Annotated in this window: 12 protein-coding genes; 10 read left to right on the top strand and 2 right to left on the bottom strand. The window is 32.1% G+C overall.

Annotated elements, in window-relative coordinates:
- Window positions 1-72: 72 nt before the first annotated feature.
- The gene (locus RT99_RS07710) at window positions 73-2,460 is read right to left on the bottom strand and encodes a TonB-dependent receptor domain-containing protein (protein WP_042564157.1); all 2,388 of its coding nucleotides are present in this window, start codon (window positions 2,458-2,460) and stop codon (window positions 73-75) included.
- 156 nt (window positions 2,461-2,616) lie between these two features.
- Complete coding sequence (locus RT99_RS07705; RefSeq protein WP_042564156.1) at window positions 2,617-3,759, bottom strand: AraC family transcriptional regulator; 1,143 nt, start codon at window positions 3,757-3,759, stop codon at window positions 2,617-2,619.
- Between the two features lie 178 nt (window positions 3,760-3,937).
- On the opposite strand from RT99_RS07705, the gene murQ reads away from it, so the two are divergent.
- The 10 genes from murQ to RT99_RS07650 all read left to right on the top strand — a co-directional run bounded on the left by murQ (window position 3,938) and on the right by RT99_RS07650 (window position 13,656).
- On the top strand, window positions 3,938-4,750 hold the full coding sequence (gene murQ, locus RT99_RS07700; protein ID WP_042564155.1) for an N-acetylmuramic acid 6-phosphate etherase: 813 nt from the start codon (window positions 3,938-3,940) through the stop codon (window positions 4,748-4,750).
- 236 nt (window positions 4,751-4,986) lie between these two features.
- Window positions 4,987-5,208: a DUF6095 family protein gene (locus RT99_RS07695; RefSeq protein WP_042564154.1), complete on the top strand. Its 222-nt coding sequence runs from the start codon at window positions 4,987-4,989 to the stop codon at window positions 5,206-5,208.
- A gap of 25 nt (window positions 5,209-5,233) precedes the next feature.
- Window positions 5,234-5,380 (top strand): hypothetical protein, encoded by a 147-nt coding sequence (locus tag RT99_RS25285; protein ID WP_159438454.1) that lies wholly within the window; start codon window positions 5,234-5,236, stop codon window positions 5,378-5,380.
- Between the two features lie 62 nt (window positions 5,381-5,442).
- Window positions 5,443-6,015 carry a pentapeptide repeat-containing protein gene (locus RT99_RS07685; RefSeq protein ID WP_042564152.1) on the top strand — a complete coding sequence of 191 codons (573 nt, stop codon included), beginning with the start codon at window positions 5,443-5,445 and terminating at the stop codon, window positions 6,013-6,015.
- Between the two features lie 222 nt (window positions 6,016-6,237).
- Window positions 6,238-6,813, top strand: coding sequence for a DUF1572 family protein (locus RT99_RS07680; protein ID WP_042564571.1), 576 nt, complete (start codon window positions 6,238-6,240; stop codon window positions 6,811-6,813).
- Window positions 6,814-7,095: 282 nt separating this feature from the next.
- Entirely contained in the window at window positions 7,096-7,467 is a 372-nt protein-coding gene (locus RT99_RS07670; RefSeq protein WP_042564570.1) for a hypothetical protein, read from the top strand.
- 146 nt (window positions 7,468-7,613) lie between these two features.
- A complete protein-coding gene (locus tag RT99_RS07665; protein ID WP_042564150.1) occupies window positions 7,614-9,533 on the top strand; it encodes a DUF294 nucleotidyltransferase-like domain-containing protein in 1,920 nt (639 codons plus the stop codon).
- A 2-nt stretch (window positions 9,534-9,535) separates the two neighbouring features.
- Entirely contained in the window at window positions 9,536-10,162 is a 627-nt protein-coding gene (locus RT99_RS07660; RefSeq protein ID WP_042564149.1) for a PolC-type DNA polymerase III, read from the top strand.
- A 157-nt stretch (window positions 10,163-10,319) separates the two neighbouring features.
- Window positions 10,320-11,804 carry a hypothetical protein gene (locus RT99_RS07655; protein ID WP_042564148.1) on the top strand — a complete coding sequence of 495 codons (1,485 nt, stop codon included), beginning with the start codon at window positions 10,320-10,322 and terminating at the stop codon, window positions 11,802-11,804.
- 67 nt (window positions 11,805-11,871) lie between these two features.
- Window positions 11,872-13,656, top strand: a complete 1,785-nt coding sequence (locus RT99_RS07650) for a cytochrome-c peroxidase (RefSeq protein WP_052483611.1) — start codon at window positions 11,872-11,874, stop codon at window positions 13,654-13,656.
- The last annotated feature ends 43 nt before the right edge of the window (window positions 13,657-13,699 follow it).

Genomic DNA, 13,699 nt, shown 5'->3' with positions numbered 1-13,699 from the left:
AACAAAAGAACATCCAGTGCATCCATTTTCATAATTCAATTATCTAATTGACTAATTTTCTAATTTATCTAATTAGTTTCCAGTTCTCTTTTTCTCCTCCTGATTTCCAAAAGCTCTCTCCTTCACATTAATCTTTTTGTTTCCAAAATTATAAACCACAGACAAACGTACAAATCGATTGCTCTCTTTTTGGTCATAAACTTGTTTTACACCATTAACAACAGAAGTAAAATCTTTTAAGTAAGACGTATTAAAAATATCATTTGCTAAAAATGCAATCTGCATCGTTTTATTAAACAAATCCTGCTTAAAACCAATATCAAAGCTAGACGTATATCCTATTTCATATAAACCACTTTTAAAAGGTGTGCTGTACGCAAAGTCAATTTGCAGCTTTGTAGTTTTCCCTAATATAAAAGTATTATTTGTCGAAAAATCAATTTGCAAACTATTTGATGGCGTGGCATCGATATCTTTAATAAATTCAGTTTTTGCTCCTAAAAAGTATAATGAATTTTCGCTTGACCACCAATCTGCAAAAGTTGCCGAATAACTCTCTCCAACTCCATAACTCAAATTTTTAAAATAATTCTCACGTGTTACAATTTGTGTATTTGTTTCAGGATTTGAAGTAAATAAAACACCGTAACCATTTGTAACTGAATTGACAAAAACACTAGTTCTTAGGATTTCTTTATACGAATGCGCAAACTCAAAATTATCACTAAAAGAAGGTTTCAAAAAAGGATTTCCTTCAGAATAACTATTACTACTAATGTAAATTCTAAACGGATTCAATAAATCAAAACGAGGTCTGTTAATTCGTTTTCCATAATTTAAACTGAATGTATTATTTTCATTTTTCTTGTAAGAAGCATAAAATGTTGGAAACAATTTCAAATAATTATTCTCTGTTTCCTGATTCAGCGTTTCAGAAAATCCTGTAGTTTGAGTATTTTCCAATCTCAATCCCAATTGAAAATTCCATTTCTCATTGATTTTTTTATCTGCATTAACATAAACTGCCTGATTATTTTCGGTATACTTAAATCGGTTGGATTGGTTAGGATCAAGTTCCGGTGTTCCTGTAATTGTATTGTAATAAAGTATATCGCTAATACTATTTGTAAAACTCATTTTGGCACCGTAAGACAAATTGATCGTTTGAAGCGGATGTTCCATATCGGCCTTAAAACTCCAGTTATCAATATCCTGATTCGAAATATTTCTTCCCGCCTGATTTACATCTGTAAATATCATATCTGGTGTATAATTATTAGCTATAAAATTTCTGTCGAATTTTGAATCGTAATTAAAATAATCCACATCAAAGGATAGTTTTCTTTTTAAAGAATCCAGTTTAGTGATCAAATGTGCGTTATAAGTTTGATTTCCTGATCCTCTATCGGTATTACTTTTATTCAACGTAATTTTGTCCAATTGATTTTGAGTATTATAGTTATGAATCGAAATATCCGATTTAAAATCAGGATTGTTTCTGTCATTCAAATATTGAAAACCAATTGTAGTACGCTCAGAAAGGTCATAATCTAAAGCCAATTTTCCGGAAAGGTTTTCCGTTTTTACCTTCGTTACACTTTTCATATGCGAAAGTCCGTCAGGAAAATATATCTTTAAATCGTCAGTAGCATTTATATAACCCGTTTTTGCATTTACGCTGGCAGAAAATCTAAACTTGTTTTTATTGTAAAAGAAATTATCTCTTAAAGTAGAAACACCAAATTTGTTTTGATCGTAAGAAACTGTCGTCGTATTTTTCCAGGAATCACGAACTCCTTTTTTCATAATAATATTAATCAGTCCGCCAGTTCCTTCAGCGTCATATTTTGCCGGCGGATTGCTGATAATTTCAATATTCTTAATATCACTTGCCGATATCGATTTTAAAAAACTATTCAGTTCTTCGCCTGTTAGTTCAATAATTCTTCCATCAATCATAACTCGCGAAGTTCCTTTTCCTAATATATTGATCGTGTTATTCTGCACCACAACGCCAGGCGCGGTGTTAATAGCACTTAACGCATCTCCGCCAACATTTGTAACATTATTTTCAAGATTATAAACCAAACGATCTGTTTTTTGTTCGATCGTTTTCTTTTTAGATTGAACGACAACTTCAACTAAATTGGTTGCACTCTCTTTTAGAATAATGATTCCTAAATCAGTATTATTTTCTATCGAAATTTCTTTTTCGTATTCTTCAAATCCCAAAAGACTAACGCCTATTTTATAAGAACCTTTTTTAAGATTGATTTCAAAAGTTCCATCTTGTTTCGTTGTTGTTCCGTCAACAATTTTTTCTTCTGAATTTAAGATTGAAACATCTGCCCATTCTAATGGAGTTATTTCGCTTGCTATTTTTCCTTTTAATTTAAATGTTGATTGTGCTATACAAAAGAATGGCAATAATAAAAAGATAAGGAGGTTTGCTTTTTTCATGATTTCTAATTTTTAAACTTGTTTCGATTAATTTGAAGCAAAGTTGCCTTAGAAATTTTCCGGAATCGACCGACAAAAAAAAGTCGAACCATTTTCTATTGAAGAATTTGGTTCGACTTTATTGCGTGTGACGTACGACTTTTTACAAACCCTTTATTATGAAGCGTTTCGGTAAGCTGTCGGCGTTAAATTCGTGTATTTTTTAAAAGAAGTATTAAACGAAGATTTGGAGTTAAAACCTACTTCATATAAAATTTCTAAAACCGTAAGCTGATTTTTAGACTCATCTTTCAAAATATTCATTGCTTTTTGAATGCGATATTCATTCACAAAATCAAAAAAGTGCTGATCCATTTTATGATTAATCAAAACAGATAAATCCCGAACCGGAATATCAATTTGATTGGCCAATTCCTGAATCGTAAGCGACGGATCAAGAAAAGGTTCTTTCTCCGCCATATATTGTTTCAAAGTCGAAATTTGACCCGTAATCAAATCATCCTGAACATTTGTTGAAACAGATTTATCATCAACTTCCGGCAGAATCTCTTTTGTTAGTTTTAGTTTAGAATTAACTCCTCTAAAAAGTTCTGGATGATTGAGCGCTTTCATTATAAACCAACAGGTTATAAACAAAGCGATACTTCCTACAAGTACATTTGCCCAAACAAATATTTCCCTAAATCCGCTGTAACGCAATACATTTTTTAATGCCACAATTGAATGTGCAGTAAGAAACACACAAGTAATCTGAAAAAGCCATTTATAAGTCGCTGCACTCGGATTTGCATAATTTTCTAAATAGATATCACGATATTTTTTTAAGATCAAAAATACGCTGACAATGTAAAATATATATTGAAATTCAATTAAAATCTGGATAAAATAAATCTCAGGCAATTGATTAAACCTTGAAAGAAAAGTATCTTTATCTGTGTCAAGGTTTAAATAAATTCCTGGAATAAAAACTAAATTGACAACTATAAAGGGCAGTAAATGCACTAAATGTTTCCATTGTAATCTAAAATCAGAATAACAAACCGCTAGTACAAAAAGATAAAACAAAGGCATTCCGAATAAACATGCAGTTGACCTGAAAATCTCCCAATTTAATTGAGTTCTCGTTACAGTAGTAATAAAAAATCCACTGAGATCGACAGCCGAGAAAATAAAGAACCAGGCAAATAATCTGTTCGCCAATTTATTTTCGGTTTTAACCGTTAATAAAAAAAAGGCCAGCAGTAAAGAAACAAAAACAGAGATCTTACCAATCCCTTGCAGAAAATCTAATTTATCCATTCTCTTTTATTAATTAACAAATATAATATTTTAGTTCTTTTAACAAGATTCTAAAACTAGTTTCCTCAAAAGAAAAGTCAACAAAAAAAGATTAAAAATCTTTATGAGTTTGGCTTGCACTTTTTCCTGATTTGGAATAAAAAAGTTTAATTTTGGAGGATAACTATTTCGACAAAAAATGACGTTTATAAAAACCACAGAACAAGCATCAAAATACGAACATTTAGAAAAAATGTCGGTTCATGAATTGCTTATTAATATTAATAATGAAGACAAAACCGTTCCAAATGCGGTTGAAAAAGCAATTCCTCAAATCGAAGCTTTAGTGGCTCAAGTTGTTGCTAAATTAAAATTAGGAGGAAGAATTTTTTACATCGGAGCTGGAACTTCAGGGCGTTTAGGCGTTGTTGATGCTTCAGAATGTCCGCCAACTTTTGGTGTTCCGTTTGATTTGGTAAACGGAATTATTGCCGGTGGAGACACTGCAATTCGTCGTGCTGTAGAAAATGCCGAAGACAACGCAACTCAAGCCTGGATTGATTTACAAGCCAATAATATTGGTGCAAATGACGTCGTTATCGGGATTGCTGCTTCTGGAACAACGCCTTATGTTATTGGTGGTTTAGAAACTTGCAATCAAAATAATATCCTTACGGGATGTATTACCAATAATGCGGGAAGTCCGCTGGCTTTAACGGCTCAGTTTCCTGTTGAAGTTGTGGTTGGTCCTGAATTCGTTACCGGAAGTTCAAGAATGAAAGCTGGAACTGCTCAGAAATTAGTTTTAAACATGATTTCGACTGCAGCCATGATTCAGCTTGGAAAAGTAAAAGGAAATAAAATGGTTGATATGCAATTGAGTAACATCAAATTGGTAGATCGTGGTGTAAAAATGATTATGGGAGAAATTCCGGTTTCATATGAAGAAGGTTCTGAATTATTGAAAAAATATGGCAGCGTTAGGAATGCTGTTGATAATTATAATAAGTAAAAAGGTTTTATCTAGAATGTTTGCTTAACTGCATGATTTTTACCGCAAAGTTCGCAATCCCGATAGCAATCGGGATTCGCAGAGATCACAAAGCTTTGAGTTAAAAAAAGTTTTTTAAGATCGCAAAGTTGATGTCGATCTTTGTCAAAGTTTAGAACTTTGACAAAGATTTCGCAAAGTAAAACCTGAAACTAAAAAAACCTGAAACCTGAAACTTTTCAAAACAAAATTTTAAAATGGCAACAAATAAAGAATTACTAGGAAAAGGAATTAAATATCTATCAGGTTCATTGCCGCTATTATTTATTGGGCCTTCTTTAATATATAATGCTTTTCAGAATCAGCATACGAACTGGCATTATCTGGTTTTAGGAATTGGAATTGTAGCTTGTTTAAGTGCTATGTTTTTGATTTTTTATGGATTGAAAATTATTATGAAGGGTTTGTTTAATGACTAATTTGTATCTTAAAAAAACATATGAATTGGAGAAGAATGAAAACCGAAAAAAAAAAGATGTTAATGATAATTACAATTTAGAAATTGAAAATTCATTAAAAAATATAAAAGAAGGTAAATTTTATACTGAAGATCAAGCCAAAGAAATTGCTAAAAAATGGGCAAGGAAATAATTTGGTGTATTTAGCAATCTAAAATAACATATAATACACCCTCAAAAACCTAAAAAACATTCATGGAAAGCCTAATTCACATTCAGAAAACATTCGAGAAAGTCGTTTACATCGACAAAAAAATAAACAATCGGGAGTTTGAAGATTGTGTGTTTAAGAACTGTGATTTTTCGAACAGTAATTTTGGCTATAACACTTTTTTAGACTGTGAATTCATTGATTGTAATTTGTCTATGACAAGTTTATTCAGCACGAGTTTAAAGAATGTGACTTTCAAAAATTGTAAACTTCTTGGAATCGCTTTTAACGAATGTGATGATTTTTTATTTCAGGTTTATTTTGAAGAATGCACTTTGGATTATGCTATTTTTTCGAATAAAAAAATGCCTAAAACCAAGTTTATAAATTGTTCGGTTAGAGAAGTAACTTTCATCGGCACCAATTTAACAAGTTCGGTTTTTGATAATTGCAATCTGGAAGGTGCTATTTTTAACGATACACAATTGGCTGCGGTGAATTTTAAAACTGCCTATAATTATAAAATCGATCCGGAATTTAATCCGATGAGGAAAGCACAATTTTCGAATGACGGAATTGTGGGGCTTTTAGATAAATATGATATTAAGATTGTTTGATTTTCGTTAGAATATACCGCCTCTACGAGACTAAATCCACTTGAAATAAATAATTTTCTATAAATATTATACTCCTAAAGGAGTATGTTTTTAACAGTTTTGATTATAATTTTCTAATAAAAGTAAAATACCCCAGCGGGGCAATATATTTATAGAAAACAATAAATCCATTGCTAACAGCTCCATCGGAGCGAAATATTAATGTCTTTAAAACATAAATTCATGAAGGCTAATGAATCCTATTTAGAAAGTGTTAAAAAGCAATTTCTTTATTATAAAATGCTCGGCGAAAAATCCATCGACCAATTAGAACCGCAACAGCTTTTTGTTTCTGTAAATGAAGACACCAATAGTATTGCAACAATTATAAAACACATTTCCGGCAATATGTTATCGCGCTGGACAGACTTTCTAACATCAGATGGTGAAAAAGAATGGCGTAACCGTGATGCTGAATTTGAAAATGATTTACAATCTAAAGAAGAAGTTCTCGGGGTTTGGAACAAAGGCTGGGATTGTTTTCTTGGCGCCTTAAACGGTTTAAACCCCGAACAGCTTTCAGATATTATTTATATTCGAAACGAAGGGCACACCGTTATTGAAGCCATAAATCGTCAATTGGCTCATTATCCGTATCATGTGGGGCAAATTGTTTTTTATGCGAAACAATTGAAAAATGGAGATTGGGATAGTTTATCGATTCCGAAAAATAAATCCGGAAATTACAATGCGGAAAAGTTTGCCAAAGAAAAAGAAATCAAGAACTTTACCGATGATGAATTGAAGAGATTGAAATGATCGAATATCATGCTAATTTAGGTGGTCTTTGGTGGTGGATTCTGATTAAGTTTTGTAAAACAAAATTATCTGATGAACAAACCAATGAAAAAAGAAGAAGAAATTTATATTTTCTGTTCTTTATAAATATATTTTTTGTTTCGATAGCCACTATATTTCTAATTTACCCTATATATTTCTAGCCCTGATTGCAATGGAAATCCTTTTTGTTTTTTCTTTAAAAACAAAAAGATTGAAATGGAAAGCAGGAAACAGCTCCTAAAAAAACAACTTATATTTAAAATGAAAAAAATTATATTTCTTTTACCGTTAGTCACATTATTCTCCTGTTATAACGCAGAACACAATTGCAAAGATTTTAAAACCGGAAAATTCAAATTTGAATTTGAAGTAAATGGTGTTAAAAAAACAACCGTTTTTGAGCGTAAAGATAATATTGAAATCGAGACTTTTGAAGGGAAAACAGACACATCAACAATTCGCTGGGTAAGTGATTGTGAGTATGTTTTGCAGAAAAAACACCCAAAAAACATGGCTGAGGAAAAAGCAATCAGCATGAAGATTTTAAATACTTCTAAAGATTCATATACTTTTGAATTTGGAATGGTGGGTTCTGAAGAAAAACAACGTGGAAAGGTTTATAAAATTGATTAAATAAACTACTAATTCTGCCACAAAGGCACAAAGACACAAAGTTTATATCTTGGTGTTTTTGTGCCTTTTTTGTAAAACATAAATATTTTAATGTGTTTCTTTTACATTTCTATTTTAAATGTTAAATTACAACTCAAATCTTACACATGAAAAACACGATTTCACATAGAGTTGCCGACTTTTTAAAGGATTATCCGCCTTTTAATTTTATGCATCAAAAGGATCTTGAAAAATTATCTGAGCAAATTTCTATTGTTTACAAAGATAAAGACGCTGTTATTTTTGCAGAAAATGATAAAACGCACGATTCTTTTTATGTGGTTCATAAAGGGGCAATTGCGCTTAAAAAAAGTTCTAAAAACAATGTTTTGGACATGTGTGATGAAGGTGATATTTTTGGATTGCGTCCGCTTTTGGCACAGGAAAATTATATAATGGAAGCCGTGGCGCATGAGGAAAGTATTCTATATGCGATTCCAATTGCTGTTTTTAAACCTTATGCACTGGAAAACAGAAATGTTGGTAATTTTCTGATTGAAAGTTACGCTTCAAATACTCGCAATCCTTACTCGGATATTCATAAAGATAAATTATATGGCGACGATTTAGGAAACGACAATTTACATTCTACAAAAGATTCTTTCGACTTACAGCCTATAAAATATTCGAAGAAAATTGTGACTTGCAGTCCGTCGACAACGGCGAGAGATATTGCAAAAATCATGAATAAGAAAAAAGTTGGTGCAATTTTGATTGTTGATGAAATGCTTCCGATTGGTATTATTACCGATAAAGATTTGCGTAATAAGATTGTTACCGGCGATTATTCGATCCTGACTACGGCCGAAACGATTATGACGAAGCCTGTGGTTACGTATCCTAAAAAAATGACGGTTACAGAGGCGCAAATGGCAATGATGAAAAGCAACATTAACTATTTATGTCTTACAAAAGACGGAACTGTAAACACTAAAGCCGTTGGTATTTTATCGAAACATGATGTAATGGTGGCGTTGGGCAATAATCCCGCTGTTTTGATAAAAGCTTTAAAAAGAGCTAAAAAGGCAAAGGAAATTAAACCTATTCGTGCCAGAATTATGCAATTGCTTCAGGGATATTTAGATCAAAATATTCCGATGACATTGATTTCAAAAATCATAACCGAATTGAATGAAGCTTGTACAACGCGCGTTATTGAAATTTGTATCGAAAAAATGAGCAGTCCGCCACCTGTAAAATTTGCATGGCTGGCACTTGGAAGTCAAGGAAGAAGCGAGCAAATGCTGCATACGGATCAGGATAATGCAATTGTTTATGAAAATGTTTCGGAAGTTTTTAGGGATGAAACAAAAGTCTATTTTTTAAAATTTGCCGCTCTTGTTAATAAAGGCCTTTTTGATATTGGCTACGATTATTGCCCTGCAGAAATGATGGCCTCAAATCCAAAATGGTGTTTGAGTCTGGATGAATGGAAGACTCAGGTGCATCATTGGATTACGAATCCGGGGAAAAATGAGGTTTTACTCTCTTTTATTTTCTTTGATTATAGTGTAACTTATGGTGATACAGAGATTACTAATGAACTTTCTGAATTTATTTTTGAAGATGTAAAAGCAAATCCTATTTTTTATGTTCACTTAGTGAGCGGCGCTTTACAGAGTCCTTCGCCAACAGGCTTTTTTAGACAATTTCTGGTAGAACAAGACGGTGCAAATAAAGATAATTTTGATATTAAAAGACGTGCTTTAATGCCGCTTACGGATGCAGCACGAGTTTTGATTTTATCGCACTCCGTAAAATCAATTAGTAATACTGCTGAACGTTTTGAAAAATTGGCCGAACTGGAACCCAACAATAGAGAGCTGTATTTATCCTGCTCATATTCGTTTAAGGCGTTATTGAAATTTAGAACAAAACAAGGTCTTTTACATAATGATTCGGGCCAATTTATAGCGTTGGAATCTTTATCAAAAATGGAAAAAATAAAACTCAAAAGGACTTTTAAAACGATCAAGGAACTTCAGGAATTGATTAGTGTTAGATTTAATGTTTCAAATGTGGTATAAATATGAGTTTATTTAATTTTTGGAAAAAAGACGATAATTTATTTGATGAAAATATCAGTATTGAAGAAACGAGATTTGTTGTTTTAGATACAGAAACTACAGGCTTTGATTATGACAATGATAGAATACTATGCATTGGCGCCTTGGTTTTGCAAAATAATATGATCTCGATTCAGGATAGTTTTGAAGTTTACATTCAACAAGATCATTACGACAAATCGACTGCTCAGATTCATGGTATTTTGAAAGATTTTGTCTTGAAACGTCCCAATGAATTAGAAGCTTTACAGCAATTTTTAACTTTTTTAGGCGATTCAATTATTATCGCGCATCACACTATTTTTGATGTTACAATGATTAATAAAGCACTGGAAAGAAACGGTTTGCCAGCTTTAACGAACAAAACTTTAGATACAGCACATTTGTATAAAAAGACTTTAATTAAATCGCATTTATTTGAAAGAAAGGATCATTATACCTTAGATGATCTTGCCGATAAATTTGATATTTCAAAAAAAGACAGGCATACCGCTTTAGGCGACGCTTATATTACTGCCATTGCGTTTTTGAAAATTGTAAAGAAATTAAAAGAGAAAAAAGAAATTAATTTAAATCACATTTTTAAATAATTCACATTTTTTTATGAAGCTAAAATTTACATTTAGCACCACTTATTTACTATTTAATAATATATACCTTATTTTTATTAGCAAAAAGAAAAAACTAGCATAACATCTATATTGATTTTGAAAGATAGCTTTGTTAAAAAACAAAAAACAAACTATTATGAAATTTAACTTTTTAAAATCAGTAGCATTACTGGGATTTACAGGACTTTCTGTAATTAGCTGCCAAAATGATGATTCAAAAGACTCTTCTAACGATGTCAATGCAGATATTGATTTTACATCACATTCAAAAGTTCCTGCTTTTGTATATCCAATGACTGGTTTCGAAAATCTTAAAATCAGTACTTTAATCAGTACTACCGATGTTTTACCAGAATCGCCAGCTTTTATTTACGGTGCGCAGCCTGACGGTGCAGGATTAATGAAAAATCCAACCGGAGAAGGTTACATCATGATTACGAATCACGAAATTTTGCAATCGGTTTCACGAGTTTATTTTGATAAAACTTTTAAACCTGTAAAAGGAGATTATCTTGTTGACGGAATTGGCGGATTAACACGTTTGTGTTCTGCAACTTTGGTAACTCCTGAGGTTCATGGATTTGGCCCTATCTTTTTAACAGCTGGAGAAAGTGGTCAGGAAAGTATGGTTCACGGAATTAATCCTCTGGGATTGTCTACAGACAAAAGCAGAACCGACAGAGTTTTACCTGCTTTAGGAAAAGCGGCTATGGAAAATGCAGTTCCGTTAACAAAGGAAGCTTATCCGGGAAAAACGGTTATAATTATTGGTGAAGATCAATCTTATGCTACTTCTCACGCAAGTGCCGGTCAGTTAATTATGTATATGAGCAATACTGTTGGTGATCTAACTAACGGAAAATTGTATGCTTTAAAAAGAACAGACGGAAATCAGGTAGAAACCACAATGACTTTAAACAATTCATACCCAGTTTCATTTGTCGAAATTCCGGATGCTAAAAACTTAACCGGTGCTGTAATTAATACAACTGTAAATGCATTGGGTGCTATCCGTTTTTCAAGAGTCGAAGACGTTGATTACAGAAAAGGTAGTGCAAGCAATAATAGAGAAGTTTATTTTACGGCTACAGGTCAGGCAGCTTCAAACGTTCCTGTTGAAGGCTACACAATGTGGGGAAGGGTTTATAAATTAAAAATGGATGCCAGTGATCCTTTAAAAGGAACATTAGAACTGGCTGTTGAAGGTGACAGTACTCCAGGAACGGGAATTATTAATCCTGATAATCTATGTGTTACAGAAAATTATGTTTACATTCAGGAAGATGGTGACAGCTATTATGCCGATGCCAAACACGATTCTTATATCTGGCAGTATAATATTGCTTCAAAACAAAATAAGCCTTGGTTAAACATGAACCATAAAAGAACTGATGCAGCGTGGAATACGTTGTACAACCAAACAGGAGAAATGAGATTTGGCAGCTGGGAATTTGGTGCAATGCAGGATATCTCAGATATTATTGGTGTTCCGGATACTTTTACGGTAAATATTCATCCTCATACATGGCAAAGCGATGCATTTAAAAATGCAGATGGTTCAGGAATAAATACAAATAAAGAAGGCGGTCAGACTGTAATTATCAGAAACGTACAACGTTAATCTTTTTAATCTAAATAATTCAACCCTTATTTTAAAAATAAGGGTTGTTTTCTTTTATAGTAATATTATGAAATTGAAACATTTTATTCTTCTCTTTTTATCACTTTGTTTGTTTTTTTCATGCAAAGAAAATAAGGTTTCACAAACCACCATTAAACAGGATTTATTAGTTGATTTAAGCAAATTAAACAATGAAATTGAAAAATTTATAAATCTTGCAGATCATAATAAATCACAAAAAGAAATTCTGGAACAATTTAAAAAATCTCGTCTTGCTTACAAAAAAGCAGAATGGGCGATTGAATATTTCATTCCTGAAACAGCCAGGTTTATGAATGGACCTGCATTGGACGAAATGGAACTTGAAGAAAACAGGTCGTTTGAACCCCATGGTTTTCAGGTAATGGAAGAATTAATCTATCCTGAATATGAAATTGAAAATAAAGAAAATCTAATCAGAGAACTCAATATTTTTAAATCGAATATTAAACAGGTACAAAGCACTTTTGAAGTTATAACAATTAGTAATAATTATGTTTTAGATGCGGTACAGCAGAACGTTTACAGAATCATTGCTTTAGGAATCACTGGTTTTGACAGTCCTATTTTACAATCTTCAATTCCTGAAACCAATCAAAGCTTAATAGAGATTCCGGTTATATTTGAAAAAATAAACCCAAATAGTAAAATACTGGCCGATTTAAAAAAACTAACACTTAAAGCGCAAAAGTATTGTGTTGACAATAATAACTTCAACGCTTTCAACAGGGCTTTTTTTATAACCGAGTATTTAAATCCAATTTCAAAGAAAATTAAAATTTTTCAACAGCAAGAGAATATAAAAATTGTAACAAAGAATAGTCCCTTAAAACCTACTATTACTACTTTATTTGATAAAGATGCTTTTGATGTAAATGGATTTGTTCTTTCAAAAGATTATAATTTTACGGCTGACAAAGCAACTTTAGGAGAAAAATTATTTTATGACAAAAGCCTTTCTAAAAATAATAACAGAAGTTGTGCCTCTTGTCATCATCCGGAAAAAGCTTTTACAGACGGTTTAAAAACAAATCTTTCATTAACAGGAATCAATTTAGCAAGAAACACTCCTACGCTAACCTATGCCTCATTACAAAATGCTCAATTTTGGGATATGCGTCAGCTGGATTTAGAAAAGCAAAGTGTTGATGTTATTCAAAATAAGGATGAAATGCATGGCTCTATGGAAAGTATTCATGCAAAAATTTTATTAGATCAGGATTATATAAAATTATTTCAAAAAGCATTTCCAAAAACTACTAAACCTGAGGCATGGCAAATTCAAAATGCTATTGCCAGTTATGTGAGATCTTTAAATTCTTTTGATTCGAGATTTGATCTTTATATGAGAGGAGAAAAAAATGCATTGAATAATGAAGAAATTGAAGGTATGAATCTTTTTATGGGCAAAGCCAAATGTGCAACCTGTCATTTTACGCCTTTGTTTAACGGAACTGTTCCGCCAAGCTACTCAAAAACCGAACATGAAGTTATAGGAACTCCTGCTGAAGCAAACGGAAAAAAACTGAGTCCGGATTCTGGTCGTTATTTGTATAATAAAATGCCACAGCTAATTGGAGCATTCAAAACTCCAACAATTAGAAATATTGCAATTACAGCTCCATATATGCATAATGGAGTTTTCAAGACTCTGGAAGAAGTTGTTGATTTTTACAATAAAGGTGGTGGAAAAGGTTTGGGATATGATGTAGAAAACCAAACACTTCCTTTTGATGAATTAAAGTTGAATAAAAAGGAAGAAAAGGCTCTTGTTGCCTTTATGAAAACGCTGACTGATAAAAGATATCAGTAAAATATATTGTAAAAAAAGCGCTAAGAAAATCTTAGCGCTTTTT

The sequence above is a fragment of the Flavobacterium sp. MEB061 genome (assembly GCF_000834715.1).
Classification (GTDB): domain Bacteria; phylum Bacteroidota; class Bacteroidia; order Flavobacteriales; family Flavobacteriaceae; genus Flavobacterium; species Flavobacterium pectinovorum.
This window is presented reverse-complemented; position numbering and strand designations above follow the sequence as displayed.

Excerpts from the sequence above, each read along its gene's own strand:
- RT99_RS07710 (WP_042564157.1), bottom strand. The coding sequence starts at position 2,460 with ATGAAAAAAGCAAACCTCCTTATCTTTTTATTATTGCCATTCTTTTGT.
- RT99_RS07705 (WP_042564156.1), bottom strand. The coding sequence starts at position 3,759 with ATGGATAAATTAGATTTTCTGCAAGGGATTGGTAAGATCTCTGTTTTT.
- murQ (WP_042564155.1), top strand. The coding sequence starts at position 3,938 with ATGACGTTTATAAAAACCACAGAACAAGCATCAAAATACGAACATTTA.
- RT99_RS07695 (WP_042564154.1), top strand. The coding sequence starts at position 4,987 with ATGGCAACAAATAAAGAATTACTAGGAAAAGGAATTAAATATCTATCA.
- RT99_RS07685 (WP_042564152.1), top strand. The coding sequence starts at position 5,443 with ATGGAAAGCCTAATTCACATTCAGAAAACATTCGAGAAAGTCGTTTAC.
- RT99_RS07680 (WP_042564571.1), top strand. The coding sequence starts at position 6,238 with ATGAAGGCTAATGAATCCTATTTAGAAAGTGTTAAAAAGCAATTTCTT.
- RT99_RS07670 (WP_042564570.1), top strand. The coding sequence starts at position 7,096 with ATGAAAAAAATTATATTTCTTTTACCGTTAGTCACATTATTCTCCTGT.
- RT99_RS07665 (WP_042564150.1), top strand. The coding sequence starts at position 7,614 with ATGAAAAACACGATTTCACATAGAGTTGCCGACTTTTTAAAGGATTAT.
- RT99_RS07660 (WP_042564149.1), top strand. The coding sequence starts at position 9,536 with ATGAGTTTATTTAATTTTTGGAAAAAAGACGATAATTTATTTGATGAA.
- RT99_RS07655 (WP_042564148.1), top strand. The coding sequence starts at position 10,320 with ATGAAATTTAACTTTTTAAAATCAGTAGCATTACTGGGATTTACAGGA.
- RT99_RS07650 (WP_052483611.1), top strand. The coding sequence starts at position 11,872 with ATGAAATTGAAACATTTTATTCTTCTCTTTTTATCACTTTGTTTGTTT.